Raw genomic sequence first — 15,767 nt, 5'->3', positions numbered from 1 at the left:
AAAATTTGTCGAATGCCCACTTTCGACAAATTTCGAGTCCGAATATGCGAATTAAATGTCTCATAAAAGGGATAAACCCGGTTGCGCCAAGTCGCGCAATCGGGTTTATCTTTTTTCGCGAATGTTAGTTAACTGTACCTCGAATTCATTTGTCGGATCATCGAGATAATAAACACGTGCAACATCATGAGCTTCTTCAACATGTTGGATAAAACTCGCTTACCATTGTATTGCACATTACAAACCTTTGGGGAGCTTGCGATTTCTTCAGCACGCAGACGGTCCATTTCAAACCTCCTTCGTTTAGGTTTATATGAAAAGCGTTATTAGACGCTCATTAACGAAGTTTTTAAAAGAATAAGTGAACCGGATCATCTTCATATAACCCATCGATATCAACCTCTTGAACATGGTCCATGTCATCTAATGGGAAAACTTGTGCAGTACCTTTTTCTTCATCAATGCTATCTATATACACTGGTATTCCATGATACTTAATGGTGACTAATGATGGTGAATCAACGAGTTGTTGTAATAGTTGAATGTCCATATGAAACCTCCAAGGTAACGTATTATAAATGAATGGTTTCGTACTTATATTTTGTCTTACTGAATGAAAATATACTTGGTAAAGCCTTGCTAATTCTTATGTTAAAATAAAGCAAAACCTAATAAGGGAGAGATTTAAATTGCCAAGTGAAGAGTATGAAAATCTTTTAGAAATTTTAAAAGAACGCTTTGAAGCCAACATGCATCGTCATAAAAATCTCAAGTGGAAGGAAATTGAAGAAAAACTTAGGGACAACCCTGATCATCTACATTCCTTAAAACAAATGGAACAAACGGATGGTGAACCTGATGTGATTAGGTACGATGATCAGTCAGATGAGTACATTTTTGCAGATTGTTCAAAAGAAAGCCCAAAAGGACGCAGAAGTGTTTGCTATGATCAAGCTGCACTTGAGTCTAGGAAGAAGCATAAACCCGATCACAGTGCATGTGAACTAGCAGAAGAAATGGGAATCAAGTTACTAAGTGAAGAGGAGTATCGCTACCTGCAAGAACTTGATGAGTTTGATTTAAAAACGTCTAGTTGGATTGATACACCTTCTGATGTCAGGCAGCTTGGCGGGGCTCTATTTGGTGACCGCAGATACGGAAGAGTATTCACATATCATAATGGAGCAGAGTCATATTATAAGAGTAGAGGATTTCGCGGTTCGTTAAGAATTTAATAAGAAAAGCAATGGATTTTATTCGATCCATTGCTTTTCTTTTTTTCGACATTCCTCCCTCTTTACCAGTCATTCGCACTATGATATCTTAATATTAAGAAATTTAAAATAATAAAGGAGTAAAAGGATGACAGCAAGGTATTTAAACCAAGATCATAGGTTATATCGAGATTCACTGAAAAATTTCTAGATCAAGAGGTACGTCCATATTTCGATAAGTGGGAAGAGAATCGGTTAATTCCACGTGACTTATGGACTAAAATGGGTGAGAATGGCTTTTTATGTCCTTGGGTCGATGAGGCTTATGGAGGGCTAAATGCAGATTTTGGCTACTCAGTAGTTTTTAACGAAGAGATCGAACGTGTCGGCTCGGGAATGGTCGGCTTTGGATTACATAATGATATCGTCGTACCATACTTTGAGACGTATGGATCGGACAAACAGAAAAACCGCTGGATCCCCAAATGCGTAACGGGGGAATATGTGACAGCGATTGCCATGACGGAACCTGATGCCGGTTCTGATTTAGCAGGGATTAAAACTACTGCTATGAAGCAAGGAGATCATTATGTGCTAAATGGTCAGAAAACGTTTATCACAAATGGGATACATGCCGATTTAATTATTGTTGTAGCTAAAACTGACCTTAAGGCAGAACCTGCGCATAAAGGCATTAGTCTATTTGTAGTTGAAAAAGACATGCCCGGATTTTCTAGAGGGCGTAAGTTAGATAAAGTTGGACTTCATTCACAAGATACAGCTGAATTATTTTTTGAAGATGTGAAAGTGCCTAAAGAGAACTTACTAGGTGATGATGGAAGCGGTTTTATTATTTAATGGACCAACTTCAGCAAGAACGCTTAACGGTCGCCATTAGCGCCCAAGTCTCAGCTGAAGAGATGCTTGAGGTGACGAAGGATTACGTGACAGAACGAAAAGCGTTTGGAAAACCGATTTCTAAGATCCAAACGGTTCAGCATAAAGTGGCCGAAATGGCGACAGAAATTAGTGTAGGCCGTTCATTTTTAGATGATGTGATCGAAAGGCATATGAAAAATGAAAGCGTTGTCACTGAGGTATCTATGGCGAAATGGTGGATTACAGACATGGCAAGAAGAGTAGCCACAACATGCATGCAGCTTCATGGTGGCTATGGTTATATGGAGGAATACGAAATCGCAAGGCGTTATAGAGACATACCAGTATCATCGATCTATGCAGGTACCAATGACATTATGAAAAATATTATCGCTAAGAATATGGGGTTATAACATGCTAGAAGGAATTCGAGTATTAGACTTTTCGCAGTATTTACCAGGACCTTTTGCGACATTAAGATTAGTGGATCGAGGTGCAGAAGTAATAAAAGTAGAAGCACCCAATGGCGACCCAGCCAGGCAAATGGCTGACGGTGCCTTATTTGCTGCGAATAACCGTGGGAAGAAAAGTATAGCCATTGATCTTAAAAGTGATGAAGGTCGTTCTAAGGTTTATAATCTGTTAAAAGACACCGATGTCGTAGTGGAAAGCTTCAGACCAGGTGTAATGGACAGATTAGGTCTAGGTTACGAAGAGGTGAAAGACATCAACCCTGATATCATCTACCTGTCGCTTACTGGTTTGGCCAAAACAGTCCATACTCTCACCAAGGTAGTCACGATTTAAATTATGTTGCGATGAGCGGTTTTCTAAGTCAATTTAAAGATGAAAGTGGGCGTCCTGTTATGCCGACTCAGACTGTAGCCGACTTAATTGGAGGAATGGTAGCAAGTGAAGCGATTTTGTCTGCTCTTTTCAAAAGAGAACGAACAGGAGAAGGAAGTTATATTGATCTTGCCATGACTGACGCCATTTTTCTATGATGGGTAATCATGCGATGTTATCATCCATAGCCGGAGTTGAGTCTGGAATACCAGTGCTAAATGGCTCGTATGCTAATTACAGGATTTATGAAACAAAAGATGGGCGTTTTATGGTCCTTGGAGCTTTAGAGTATAAGTTTTGGAGCGTTTGCCAAGCTGTAGGTGAAAAGCAGTGGTTAAATGATTTTCCGAATCAATTAAAACGACCAGAAATTCATGCAGATATTGAGAGGCTGTTTCGTGCTAGAGACTTTCAAGACTGGATTAAAATCGGTAAGCAATATGACTGTTGTCTGTTTCCTGTATTAGAGATTAGTGAAGTCTTAAAAGATGATTATGTTAATGATCGTGATTTAGTCCATATACTTGATGGGCAATCATTTGTTCAAACAAGTCACCATAGTTTAACTAAAAGTAATCGTATAGCGAAATTAAATGAGCATGCTGACCTCTTAAGTCAAGACCCAAAAGTGTGAACAACCTCGTCAATACCGGCGAGTGATATAAACTATTAAAGGAGAGGGTCCATATGATGGAAGGTAAATTACTCATTAGTCAAATGATGGAGAGGGCTGAGAAGCTTTTCCCTAAAAAAGAGGTGATCTCACGCACTCATTCTGGAATTCACAGATTGACGTACAAAGAAATCGGAGAACGGACAAGACGTTTAGCTAGTGCACTAGAAAACTTAGGAGTAGAACGAGGCGATAAAGTCGCCACACTTGCTTGGAATGACCATCGCCACTTAGAAGCTTACTTCGCCATTCCTGGGATGGGTGCCGTCTTACACACGATCAACATCCGATTATCAGCAGAACATATCACACACATTATCAATCATGCTGAAGATAAAGTATTATTAGTTGACCCGATGTTTCTACCCCTCTTAGAAGCCATTAAAGATCACATTCCAACTGTAAAGGCTTTTATCATCATGACAGATGAAGAGCTACCTGACACGCCCTTAAGCCCGATTTATTCATATGAAGATTTATTACTTGAAGCTAGCCCGCATTTTGAGTTTGTAAAAGACATAGATGAAAACACACCTGCAGGGATGTGTTTTACGTCAGCTACAACTGGTAAACCAAAAGGTGTCGTGTACTCTCACCGCGGGATTACACTTCACAGTTTAGCGATGGGGTTAGCGGATTCTGGTGGTTTATCAGAGGCGGATGTGTGTATGGCTGTCGTCCCGATGTTCCACGTTAATGCATGGGGATTACCTTTTGCCTCAACTTGGTTTGGAACAACTCAAGTGATGCCAGGACCATCATTCACACCAGAACTATTAGCAGAACTCATCACCTCTGAAAATGTTACGATTACAGCTGGCGTCCCAACTATTTGGCTTGGTTTACTTAAAGAATTAGATGCGAATGCAGAGCGATATGATATGAGCTCGCTGCGTGCCGTCCTTTGCGGAGGATCAGCTGCGCCAATGGGTATGATCAGGGCATTTGAAGAGAAACATAACATTCCATTTGTCCATGCTTATGGAATGACTGAAACAACACCACTGGTGACGTTGTCGCGACTTAAAAGTTATCAGGAAGACTTACCGACAGAAGAAAAAACTTCAGATACGGGCTAAACAAGGATGTGTCGTGCCAGGTCTTGAAATTAAGGCAGTAAACGACGATGGTGATATTGAATGGAATGGTCAAGATATGGGTGAACTTCTCGTTCGTGGACCTTGGATTGCAGATGAGTATTATAAAGATGATCGGACTGATGAGGCTTTTAAAGATGGTTGGCTTCATACAGGTGACATTGTCACCATCGATGAAGAAGGAACGATTAAGATTACAGACCGTACGAAAGATCTGGTAAAGAGCGGGGGAGAATGGATTTCAACCATTGATTTAGAAAATGCCCTTATGGCACACGATGCTGTCTTTGAAGCGGCTGTTGTCGGTGTACCTCATCCAGAGTGGCAGGAGCGTCCTGTTGCAGCCGTTGTTCTTAAGCCAGGTGCGGTAGTCGATAAGGCAGAGCTTATGGAGTTCTTGAAACCACAGTTTGCGAAATGGTGGATTCCGGATGATATCATCTTTATGGAGGAACTACCAAAAACATCGGTTGGCAAGTTCCAGAAGAATGCATTACGTGAGAAACTTCAAGAGCATTTGGTGTAGAGGTGAGCGGTAGTTAAAGAGCCGTTCATAATATGGTAAGTTACGTTTATAAAAATCGAATAACCGTTCATAAAAACGAAAGACCCGTTCATAAAATGAGGGTTTCCGTTTATAAAAAATGACTAACACCCATAGCATTCGGATTAACGCCCATAGACAAGTGGTTAAGATTCAAAAGAGGGAACTCGCAATAAGCGAGTTCCCTTCATTTATTACTTCGGCTGCATTCGAATCGCCCCGTCAAGTCGAATAACTTCACCATTAAGCATTGGGTTTTCGATAATGCTAATCGCAAGCTTTCCATACTCAGAAGGGTAACCTAACCGAGACGGGAAAGGTATCATAGCTCCAAGTGCTTCTCTAGCTTTATCCGGAAGCGATTCGAAAAGAGGTGTATCAAATAATCCCGGTGCGATGGTCATGACCCGAATACCGTATGGTGATAAATCACGCGCTATTGGTAGCGTCATTCCCACAATCCCACCTTTGGATGCGCTATAAGCCGCTTGCCCAATCTGACCTTCATAGGCCGCAACTGAAGCGGTGTTTACAATAATACCGCGCTCATCGCCATCGTTGGCATCCAAATGTTTCATAACATTTGCAGCGAGTCTAATTACATTAAACGTTCCAACAAGATTAACTTGAATGACCTTCTGGAAAGTAGCTAGGTCATGAATGCCTTTACTGCCTACCGTTTTCATAGCAGCGCCAATTCCAGCGCAATTGACAACAACTCGGAGATTTCCCATTCCCTTCGCAACCTCTAAAGCCTCTTTGACACTTGACTCATCAGTCACATCGGTTTTGACAAACTTAACTAGTTCTTCCCCTAGCTCCTCTGATAACATGTTTTCTTTATCCTTTTGAAGGTCCGCGACCACAACTTTGGCACCTTTAGTGACTAACTGTCGTACAGTTGCTTCCCCCAAACCAGAGGCACCACCAGTAACCAAAGCGACTTGATCTTTCAGTTCCATAAAATATCCTCCTAATCCAAGCGCTCGATGATGGTTGCATTGGCCATACCGTGACCTTCGCACATGGTTTGTAAGCCATAACGATCACCTGTACGTTCGAGCTCATGAACGAGTGTGGTCATTAACTTTGCACCGCTAGCGCCAAGCGGATGACCTAGAGCAATTGCTCCGCCGTTTACGTTTAACTTTGATTGATCAGCGCCTGTTTCTTTTAACCATGCTAATGGCACAGAAGCAAAAGCTTCATTGACTTCGAATAAATCAATATCGTCAATTTTAAGGCCAGCCTTTTTTAAAACTTTTTCAGTAGCTGGTATAGGACCTGTTAACATCATCGATGGATCCGAGCCAACCACAGAACGAGCTAAAACTCTAAAACGAGGCTTAAGCCCAAGTTCATCTGCTTTTTCTCGAGTCATCAGTAACAATGCTGCAGATCCATCACTAATCTGACTCGCATTACCTGCCGTGATGACCCCATCTTCTTTAAAGACGGTCTTAAGCTCACCTAACTTCTCAGGTGTTGTCTCCGGTCTTGGCCCTTCATCGAGTGTAACCGTGTGCGTAACTCCGTTTTCCACTGTGACTTCTACTGGAAAGACTTCTTGGTCAAACCGACCTTCACGCTGAGCCTTTATTGCTTTCTGATGACTCTCATGTGAAAACTCATCTAACTGTTCACGAGAAAAACCCCACTTTTCAGCAATGCGCTCTGCTGATAATCCTTGGTTAATCATTTCATATTTTTCAGTTAGCTTAGGGCTAAGGTCTGTACCTTGCATATTAGAAAACATCGGAACACGAGACATATTTTCAACACCGGCTGCGACCACAACGTCCATGTCACCACTTAAAATAGCTTGGGACGCAAAGTGAACGGCTTGCTGACTAGATCCGCACTGACGATCAATCGTCGTTCCTGGAACTTCAATTGGGTAACCTGCGATTAACGCTGCCATTCTCCCGATATCAAAAGCCTGCTCACCAACTTGTGAAACACAGCCCATGATGACATCTTCAATCATCGCAGGGTCAACTCCCGCTCGATCGACCAACTCTTTGAGCGTAAGAGCAGCTAAATCATCTGGTCTGACTCCACTTAATACTCCGTTCCTTCGTCCGACTGGTGTCCGGACGGCTTCAACAATTACAACTTCACGCATGATGTCATTCCCCTCTCTATGTATACTTACCTATATTATAACAAAAATTTATAATTATCTGACAAAACAAAAACAAAAAAGTACTCGCTTATTCACGAGTACTTTACTATTCTAATTTAATTCTAATCAGTTGATCATCTGTCTGATCTGGGTTCCCACGCCCATCTCGATTACTTGTAATGGTATAAAGGTAACCATCCTCGATCCAAATATCTCGCATACGACCGCTATTTTCATAAAAGGTAGTAGGTTTCTTCGTTTCGGTATCGAAGGCAATAATCTGAGATCCCCGTAGTGCCGCGATATACACTTTTCCATTGTGGTATGCAATTCCAGATGGTGCCCAGGTTGTGTTACCCGTATGATAAAGGGGAGGACTCATATCATCAGCGTTTTTGATCGCCTTCAATTACTGGCCATCCGTAGTTTTTGCCAGGCTCAATGATATTGATCTCATCATGAGCACTATTACCGTGTTCAGTACTATACATCGTGCCATCATCACCCCATGTGATGCCTTGGGGGTTACGATGACCATACGAATAAACATACGAATCATTAAATGGATTGTCTTCAGGGATTGTTCCATCAAGATCCATTCGCAATATTTTACCTGCAAGACTTGATTGGTCTTGAGCAAGCTTGCGCTCCGTTGCATCACCGGTTGTGATATATAGCTTACGGTCAGGACCTAACTCAATTCTCCCGCCATTATGAAAACGTGCTCCCGGAATCTGGTCGATTAACACTTCTACTTCTTGCCAGCTTTCACCGTCATTCTCTATCAAAACGACTCGATTAAAAATTTGGTCCCCTTCCTGATAGGTGTGATAAATGTAAGCATGATTATTCTCGGCAAAATTAGGATGTAATAAAAGCCCAAGTAGTCCGCCCTCACCATAATGTAGAATCTCTCTCTCTAAATTAAGCTCCTGATTGGTGATTTGGCCGTTCTCACTAATTCTCAAAAGCTTTCCGCCTCGTTCAGTCACATAAAACGAGTCTTCATATTTTGCAATCGACCAAGGGATTGTCAGCTTTTCAGCAAGTGTCGTCACATTTTCTTCAAGCTCAATGCTTTCTTTTTCCTCAAGCGAATGTTCTGTTTCAGGTTCATTAGTGGTCTCTAGTGGCTCCTCTGAGGTGTCGGTTGTACAACCGATAATTATAACTAACATTAAACTAAAGCCTACGATTTTCTTCAACTCAAAGACCTCCATTCTTAGTCCATATTTTACCTTATTTTTCCTAATAAAAACACCTGCGAAAACATTTCGATTGCCGTAGGATTTTGAGACTCTATGTCGAATAAGTTTAAGAAGAGACTAAAAGGGAGGTTTCAATAATATGAAATTTAACAAACCAGATGTAAAACAATTTTTTCAAACGTATGGCATTCAGTCATTTAGTGTAAGTCCAGATGAATCACAGCTTGTTTTATCTACAAACTTAAATGGAAAATATAATTTATGGGCAATGGATCTACCTAACACATTTCCATATCCATTAACGTTTCATAACCAGAGCACAGGGTCCATTCAATATGATTCAGAAGGTCGTTTTATTTTGATAGAATCTGACCAAGATGGTGATGAAAATACTCAGCTTTACGCCATCCCAACCAAGGGCGGAGAATTAAAGCCTGTTAGGATATCTGAAGGCAACCGTCATATGATGCCGTCATTATCTAATGACGGGAAAACGATTTACTATACCTCTAACAAAGAAGACCAGACATTTTTAAAGACGTATAAGTATGATATAGAAAATGATACAGAAGAAGTGGTGTTAGAAGGTGACGGAGCGCCAACATATTTCGCTAAGTTAAGCCCTGAAGAGACGAGTTTTACTTACATGAAAATGTTTGCGAATACTTCCCAGTTAGCTTTTGTATACAAAGATGGGGAGCATATGCGTTTAACTCCAGAAACAGATGAACAGCATACATTTAGTGGGCTCGCCTATGCATCTGAATCAGAAATTTACTTCACCACAACTTATAATGCTGATTTTTCGTATCTCGCAAAATTCGACCTTGAAACAAAGAGTTTTCAAAAGTTAAAGAACTTGATGGCATTTCACTAACAGATGTTAAATATGATGAGTCGACTAATTCACTATATATTGGTGGTTCAAAAGGTGTCAAAGATACGTTATATCGCTTTGATTTAGGTAACGGCACATTGGAAGAACTCATCCTCCCAGTCAGTGTTGTCATGCAGATGAAGATTGCTGAATCTGGCAACTTGTATCTCATGGGTGTATCAGCTACGGTTCCTACCAACATCTATAAGTTTACGAATGGAAAGTGGGAAAACTTAACGAACTATGGTGTTCCTGGAGTTGCGAAGGAAGAAATGGTGGAACCAGAAGTCGTCACGTATCCATCATTTGATGGAACAGAAATTGAAGCGATGTTCTTCAAGGCAAAACCTGAAAACGATAATGGTCATGTGATTCTTTGGCCTCACGGAGGACCACAAGCAGCTGAACGACAGACATTTAGAGCGTTATTTCAGTTCTTAATTTACCAGGGCTATAGCATCTTTACACCAAACTTCAGGGGCTCAACCGGTTACGGTCTTAAATTTACGAAAGTCATTGAAGGAGACTGGGGTTACGGACCACGCCTTGATAATGTTGAAGGTTTAGAATGGTTAATTAAGAAAGGCTATGCTGATCGAGATAAAATTCTTCTTATGGGAGGAAGCTATGGCGGTTATATGGCACTCCTTCTTCATGGTAGGCACGCTGAATACTTTAAAGCAGTTGTTGATATATTCGGCGTCAGTAACTTATTTAGTTTCGTTGAGACGGTTCCAGAACACTGGAAGCCAATGATGAAGCAATGGGTAGGAGACCCTGAAAAAGATAAAGAGAAGTTCACTGAAGACTCGCCGATTACTTATTTAGACTCCATGACTAAGCCAATGCTGGTCATACAAGGCGCTAAAGATCCGCGTGTTGTGAAGGCTGAGTCAGATCAAATTGTTGAAGCATTACAAAAACAAGGCACCAAGGTTGAATACCTTGTATTAGATGATGAAGGACACGGTTTTCGAAAAAGGAAAATGAAATTAAAGTCTATGAACGAGTGCTCGAATTTTTTGAACAATACGTATAAAACGACCCAGCTCCTTAATAGGGGCTGGTTTTTTATGTCCGAATGTCTCATATTTTAACTGAAATGTCCTATAATACGTCTTAAATGTCTTATAATCAAGGACGAATACCCCTATTCGACAAAGTTCGATTCCTCACATTAATCACCAATGTCCCATAAATGGTTTCTAATGTCCTAAAAACTCTTCTGCCTCCAATGCAAAGAATAATGTAATTCAATCATTTAATCATTCGACAAAATTTCCCGGGAAATGACAAGGTAAATAATCTAGCAATCCCCTGGAGAACCAGTTTTAAAACTTTTAGAAAATTCAATCCTTTATAACTTTAAAGTGATTTTAAATATGGAGTATTTGAATCTATATGGGAGAATACACAAATTTATTAAAGAAATTAATCGTTAAGGTTGCAATTACCGAAAAATTTGGTATTATATACATGTAAATCATAATAAACAACAAAATTTGAGTGAGGGGGATGAGGGTAATGGAAACATCTCTTATCTTAGTATCTTTAACAGTCTTCCTAACCTTCCTAGTACTATACGCAGCAGATAAGGTTATTTCGTTCTTCAAGAGAAAGAAATCAACCCTTCAAACTATAGATGAAGCAACAAATGGATTAGACATGGAAGTAGAAGTAAGTCATCGTTAATACGATCAAAGGGCTCGCCAATAGTGGCAGAGCCCTTTTTAATACATGAAAATCCCCCTGTGTCCGGGGAAGTCTAATTATGAATTGAGTTTAAACTCAAACTCCGGATGCTTAAAAATAACATTAAAGTACTCACTGTTTTCTAACGTCGATAAGTCTTCCGGGGAGAAAAGGAAGTAATCATTATTTAAGTCAACACCAGCTCCGTAGTAATAACATAGCCATACAAGTTTTGAACAATAAATCGAATTATATGGGTCATCAAGTGGAACAAGTGGAGTTAATGAAAACGTTGGGACATCCGTGCCTTTTTGTAAATTGTTATGGTACATTTGTAAGTATTCATAAGCAAAAGCCACAGCCTCATTGGCGACATTTTGGTCAAGACAACGTAAGTGCATATACTTCGGGTGAATATCAACGAATTCACGAATGGTAGATTGCCTAATTTGCGGCATCGACGTTGTTGCTTCTATAATTTCTCGATTATTAAGAACTAGAGCAGAGTGTCCCATGTACCCAGGTGGAGGGAAGTCACCAAAGTTGTCAGATGCTATCAGGATATCTCCCGGCAGAAAGTTTTGTCGATGAATTTGTTGCCTTTTTTTACCTCCCAAAATAACTGTTTCATGTTTATCACCATCCGCAAAAATAAGCGCAACTTTAACGGGTTTATGATCAGGATTTCTTAAATGGAAATCAGAAATAGGGTGGAATGTGCCGACCAAATCTCCCCCTAAGTAAACTTTAATGTAACGGACAGGGTAGCGAAACAAATCAATATTAACCGAAACCGTATTATTCGTGCTGGTCCCAGTTACAATTGGGTTTCCCATTTTAAAACACCTCATCTTCATAGTCGTATATTACAAGATATAGGTATTCACCCAAAAAGTGCATCATTTGTAACAATTTTTTAAGTTATCGTCTAAGTTTATAGAGGTGATGGGATGAAAAAGTTATTAGTTTTACTTGGGATTGCAGTGATGCTCACAGCCTGCGGGGCATCAACAGACCCTTCAGATGGAAAATTGAACGAGCGCGAGGTAATAGGAACTGAGAGCGAAGTTCAAGAAGACGATTTCATCTACCGTTTAGTAACTGAAAAAGCAGCGTATGAAGACGGTTCAGAAGTGAAGATTTATGCGGAGCTTGAGTATGTTGGCGATCAAGCACAAGTTAAAATCACCCATGCGGCTTCACCGTTTTTCTTCCCAATGAAAGAACTAACGAGAGAATATGAAATTGGTTATGGAATGAATGAACCGTTGTTATCAACTGTTTTGAAAAAGGGAGAGCCACTACGAGAGGAATATAATGGTTCTGGTGGTTTTTCTGGTCAGGATTCCAGTGCATTTAAGGAATTCATCCAAGAGGTTATGGATGGCGACTTTCCAAAAGGGTTCTATGAAGTATACGGTTATGCTGACTTTAATTACAATGAACAAAAATATAATATCGAAACTCAAGTCCAATTTAAAGTGACAAAAAAGTCTAGCTCAACGCTAGGCTTTTTTATTTGCTGACTGCCCAAACTAATCAAAAAGTTGACACATTTCTTGTCTCGGTTGTATAATTTAATACTGTAACTAAAACCAAGTAATTTTATAGGAATTATTAGAAATTAGGTGAAAAGATGTTCTTAAACATAGATCAAGTTGGTAAAACATTTAAAGATCAAGAACAAGGAAGTTTCGAAGTGTTTTCCAATATAAAATTATCTATTGAAGAAAATCAGTTCGTATCCATTTTGGGCCCTTCCGGTTGTGGTAAATCAACCCTATTATCGATGATCGCAGGTCTAGAAGATATATCTGAAGGTGCGATCATTCTAGAAGGTAGTGAGATCAAAAGGCCAGGCCCAGACCGTGGAATGGTCTTTCAGGAGCCTTCCTTGTTTCCATGGTTAAATGTTAAAGAGAATGTGATGTATCCGATTAAAAAACTTTTGTCAAAAAAGAAGCAGAGGAGCGCGTGAATCATTTCCTTAAATGGTGCATTTAAGTAAGTTTAAAAACCATTATACGTATGAACTTTCTGGTGGAATGCAGCAGCGTGTTGCTATCGCAAGAGCGCTAGCGATGGATCCCAAAGTTTTACTTATGGATGAACCATTTGGGGCACTTGATGAACAAACGCGCCACATTATGCATGATGAGCTGACCAAAATTTGGCTTGAAACGAAAAAGACCATTTTGTTTGTCACTCATAGTATTCAGGAAGCTATTAAGCTATCAGACCGAGTGGTCGTTATGGGTACGCGCCCTGGCAGAGTAATCGCAGATTTTAAAGTCGATCTCCCAAGGCCAAGAAAGCGTGATGATGCCCAAGTGATTGAGCTTGAAAACCAGGTAATGGAACTGCTTAAAGATGAAATTAACAAAGTGTTGAAGGAAGAGTTAGATCATGAAATTAGCCATTAAACGTATATCATTTTTAGTTGTCGTCGTTGGTATCTGGCAAGCTATTGTATCCTTAAAGGTATTTCCAGAAGTTGTTTTACCTGGACCTTTTAAAGTCTTTCAATCACTTTATGATGGATTTATGGATGGGAGTTTACTAGTCGCATTAGGAGCAAGTTTTAAACACTTAATCATAGGGATGTCACTCGCACTAATCATAGGGACTTTGCTTGGGGTATTGCTTGGGAAATCACGTCAAGCTGATGAAACAGCGGGAATGTATTTAATCGCCCTTCAAAGTATTCCGAGTATCGTATGGGTCCCGTTATCCTTAATGTTATTTGGTTTTACTGAATTTGCGGTTATTTTCGTTGTTGTGCTCGGCGGAACATTTGTGATGGCCCTAAACGTCAGGTCTGCTATTCATAACGTACCACCGCAGCTAGTAAGGGCTGCAAGAACTATGGGAACAAAAGGACCAGAATTATTCTACCGAGTTGAAGTCCCAGCAAGTATCCCGTATTACATGACTGGAATCAGACTCGCTTGGGCATTCAGCTGGAGAGCTCTGATGGCAGGGGAATTATTAAGTAATGGGCCAGGACTTGGTTACTCGTTACAATTCGCATCTGATTTTGCCAAAATGGATCAAGTCATTGGAATTATTATCATTATTGGTGTCATCGGTGCATTAGTGGATCAATTAGTCTTTTCTAAATTAGAGAAAAATGTCCTAAACGTTGGGGACTTTTAAAATCATAAAAAGGAGTTTTTATAAATGAAAAAAATATTAACGTTAGGCATGGTATTACTAGTGGGTGTGGTATTAGCTGCATGCGGTAGTTCCAGTGCTGAAAATGGTTCGAATGATACCGTCACTATTGGCTATTTTCCAAACATTAACCACGTAGCCGGCATGGTGGCTGAAGAGAAGAATTTATATTCAGAGACGTTACCTGATGGTACTGAAGTGAAATATCAATATTTTCCTGACGGATCAGCGTTTATGACAGCTCTTGAAACGGGAGATATTGAGGCAGGACTTGTAGGGCCAGGACCTGCAATGAATCATTTTACAAGCGGGGCTAAAGTAAGTGTCGTTGCCGCTGGATCAACAGGTGGTACTGTCATCATGGCACGCCCAGATGCTGGGATTGAATCTCCGGAAGACTTAGCAGGAAAAACATTTATTTCACCACGTGTTGGTTGTACACATGATGTTCAGTTTGAAGCATTAATGAAAGGTGAATATGGAATGACATCTGACCGTGTTGGTGGTGAGATGAAGCACGTAACAGGTAAACCAGCTACTTATTCTAGCATGTTTAAAACGGGGAATGTCGATGCGGCTACTGTTCCAGAACCTTGGGCATCATTTATTGAGGAACAGGGAACGGGTGAAGTGTTAATTGATACACCTGATGTTGCATATGGTGAAACCTTACCAGCAGCTGTTTTCGTAACATCTAATGAGTTAATAGAAAATGATCCTGAACTAGTTCAAAGCATTGTAGATGCACACAAGAAAGCGACAGAGTTTATTCAAAACAATCCAGATGAATCAAAAACGATTGCAATAGATAAGATCAAAGAAATTACAGACCAAGAGTTATCTCGTGAGGTCATTGACCGTGCATGGGAGCGTATCACATTCACGTATGAAGTCAATGGAGAAGTACTTCAAGATTTCGCAAACTCTTCACATGACTTAGGATTCTTAGACGAAAAACCAGATTTAACAAATTTAGTTGATAAGAGTTTTATAGAATAAATAAAAAAAGAAACGCCTCAAACTCCAGCTGTCGCCTGCGGAAAGGGAGGGCATTTCTTTTTAAAAGATTAAGAAGTATAAAATCTGTACCATAGACTACTGTTCTATGGTACTTTTTGTATGGATAATATTTTAAGAAACTTATTTCTTGATAAACATAATTCATTGGAAACGCTTCGTTAATAAAAACATTTTAACAGTTTAGAGTTATAGACAATGTAGAATTTTAATCATCTTCACCAAAACCTTCTTTAATATTCTCATGTCCACAGTGTCGGCATGTTACGTATGCATAAGCATTATCTCCGTCTTCCCAAGGAAGAGTTAAGTCGCTACCAGACAACGAACTTTGACAACTTTCACATGTATTCATTATTTCACCTCCTAATATACTATTAATTAACACATGCAGTTGCTTTTGTAAGCGTTTTTTATTACA

At 40.0% G+C, this 15,767-nt stretch carries 13 protein-coding genes and 6 pseudogenes; 11 read left to right on the top strand and 8 right to left on the bottom strand.

What is annotated here, in order from left to right; translation table 11 throughout:
* Positions 1-105 precede the first annotated feature (105 nt).
* Both JCM13188_RS18195 and JCM13188_RS05875 read right to left on the bottom strand, forming a co-directional pair.
* A pseudogene (locus JCM13188_RS18195) lies at positions 106-287 on the bottom strand (H-type small acid-soluble spore protein).
* A gap of 62 nt (positions 288-349) precedes the next feature.
* Complete coding sequence (locus JCM13188_RS05875) at positions 350-550, bottom strand: H-type small acid-soluble spore protein (RefSeq protein ID WP_054752790.1); 201 nt, start codon at positions 548-550, stop codon at positions 350-352.
* 139 nt (positions 551-689) lie between these two features.
* Between JCM13188_RS05875 and JCM13188_RS05870 the strand changes: the two genes are divergently transcribed.
* The 4 genes and pseudogenes from JCM13188_RS05870 to JCM13188_RS05855 all read left to right on the top strand — a co-directional run bounded on the left by JCM13188_RS05870 (position 690) and on the right by JCM13188_RS05855 (position 5,235).
* Complete coding sequence (locus tag JCM13188_RS05870; RefSeq protein ID WP_279401464.1) at positions 690-1,235, top strand: DUF4256 domain-containing protein; 546 nt, start codon at positions 690-692, stop codon at positions 1,233-1,235.
* 127 nt (positions 1,236-1,362) lie between these two features.
* Positions 1,363-2,506 (top strand): annotated as a pseudogene (locus tag JCM13188_RS05865) (acyl-CoA dehydrogenase family protein).
* A gap of 1 nt (position 2,507) precedes the next feature.
* Positions 2,508-3,573: pseudogene (locus tag JCM13188_RS20510) on the top strand (CaiB/BaiF CoA transferase family protein).
* A gap of 53 nt (positions 3,574-3,626) precedes the next feature.
* Positions 3,627-5,235 (top strand): annotated as a pseudogene (locus tag JCM13188_RS05855) (long-chain fatty acid--CoA ligase).
* 212 nt (positions 5,236-5,447) lie between these two features.
* Here the strand turns inward: JCM13188_RS05855 and JCM13188_RS05850 are convergent.
* The 4 genes from JCM13188_RS05850 to JCM13188_RS05840 form a co-directional block, all read right to left on the bottom strand.
* A complete protein-coding gene (locus tag JCM13188_RS05850) occupies positions 5,448-6,215 on the bottom strand; it encodes a 3-hydroxyacyl-CoA dehydrogenase (protein ID WP_054752786.1) in 768 nt (255 codons plus the stop codon).
* Positions 6,216-6,226: 11 nt separating this feature from the next.
* Positions 6,227-7,378, bottom strand: a complete 1,152-nt coding sequence (locus tag JCM13188_RS05845; protein ID WP_054752785.1) for a thiolase family protein — start codon at positions 7,376-7,378, stop codon at positions 6,227-6,229.
* Positions 7,379-7,484: 106 nt separating this feature from the next.
* Positions 7,485-7,787, bottom strand: a complete 303-nt coding sequence (locus JCM13188_RS18180; protein WP_279401462.1) for a PQQ-dependent sugar dehydrogenase — start codon at positions 7,785-7,787, stop codon at positions 7,485-7,487.
* Entirely contained in the window at positions 7,765-8,583 is an 819-nt protein-coding gene (locus JCM13188_RS05840; protein WP_279401461.1) for a PQQ-dependent sugar dehydrogenase, read from the bottom strand. The genes JCM13188_RS18180 and JCM13188_RS05840 overlap by 23 nt, the downstream gene beginning before the upstream one ends.
* A gap of 142 nt (positions 8,584-8,725) precedes the next feature.
* On the opposite strand from JCM13188_RS05840, the gene JCM13188_RS18175 reads away from it, so the two are divergent.
* The 3 genes from JCM13188_RS18175 to JCM13188_RS18165 all read left to right on the top strand — a co-directional run bounded on the left by JCM13188_RS18175 (position 8,726) and on the right by JCM13188_RS18165 (position 11,155).
* A complete protein-coding gene (locus tag JCM13188_RS18175; protein WP_279401460.1) occupies positions 8,726-9,463 on the top strand; it encodes a TolB family protein in 738 nt (245 codons plus the stop codon).
* 98 nt (positions 9,464-9,561) lie between these two features.
* Positions 9,562-10,560 (top strand): alpha/beta hydrolase family protein, encoded by a 999-nt coding sequence (locus JCM13188_RS18170; protein ID WP_279401459.1) that lies wholly within the window; start codon positions 9,562-9,564, stop codon positions 10,558-10,560.
* 427 nt (positions 10,561-10,987) lie between these two features.
* Positions 10,988-11,155 carry a hypothetical protein gene (locus JCM13188_RS18165; RefSeq protein WP_279401458.1) on the top strand — a complete coding sequence of 56 codons (168 nt, stop codon included), beginning with the start codon at positions 10,988-10,990 and terminating at the stop codon, positions 11,153-11,155.
* Between the two features lie 77 nt (positions 11,156-11,232).
* Here the strand turns inward: JCM13188_RS18165 and JCM13188_RS05830 are convergent, their stop codons facing one another.
* Positions 11,233-11,991: a hypothetical protein gene (locus JCM13188_RS05830; protein WP_054752783.1), complete on the bottom strand. Its 759-nt coding sequence runs from the start codon at positions 11,989-11,991 to the stop codon at positions 11,233-11,235.
* 114 nt (positions 11,992-12,105) lie between these two features.
* Here JCM13188_RS05830 and JCM13188_RS05825 point away from each other — a divergent pair, with 114 nt between their 5' ends.
* From JCM13188_RS05825 to JCM13188_RS05810, 4 genes and pseudogenes are all read left to right on the top strand, one after another.
* Positions 12,106-12,681, top strand: coding sequence for a hypothetical protein (locus JCM13188_RS05825; RefSeq protein ID WP_054752781.1), 576 nt, complete (start codon positions 12,106-12,108; stop codon positions 12,679-12,681).
* 110 nt (positions 12,682-12,791) lie between these two features.
* Positions 12,792-13,578, top strand: a pseudogene (locus JCM13188_RS21730) (ABC transporter ATP-binding protein).
* A pseudogene (locus tag JCM13188_RS05815) lies at positions 13,562-14,319 on the top strand (ABC transporter permease). The pseudogenes JCM13188_RS21730 and JCM13188_RS05815 overlap by 17 nt, the downstream one beginning before the upstream one ends.
* Before the next feature lie 16 nt (positions 14,320-14,335).
* Positions 14,336-15,328 carry an ABC transporter substrate-binding protein gene (locus tag JCM13188_RS05810; protein WP_054752779.1) on the top strand — a complete coding sequence of 331 codons (993 nt, stop codon included), beginning with the start codon at positions 14,336-14,338 and terminating at the stop codon, positions 15,326-15,328.
* A gap of 226 nt (positions 15,329-15,554) precedes the next feature.
* On the opposite strand, the gene JCM13188_RS18160 is transcribed toward JCM13188_RS05810, so the two are convergent.
* Positions 15,555-15,701: a hypothetical protein gene (locus tag JCM13188_RS18160; protein WP_279401457.1), complete on the bottom strand. Its 147-nt coding sequence runs from the start codon at positions 15,699-15,701 to the stop codon at positions 15,555-15,557.
* Between the last annotated feature and the right edge of the window lie 66 nt (positions 15,702-15,767).

Source organism: Piscibacillus salipiscarius JCM 13188 (assembly GCF_001311865.1).
Taxonomy (GTDB): domain Bacteria; phylum Bacillota; class Bacilli; order Bacillales; family Alkalibacillaceae; genus Piscibacillus; species Piscibacillus salipiscarius.
The sequence above is the reverse complement of the archived record's forward strand: the minus strand, read 5'-3'. Positions and strand labels throughout refer to the sequence as shown.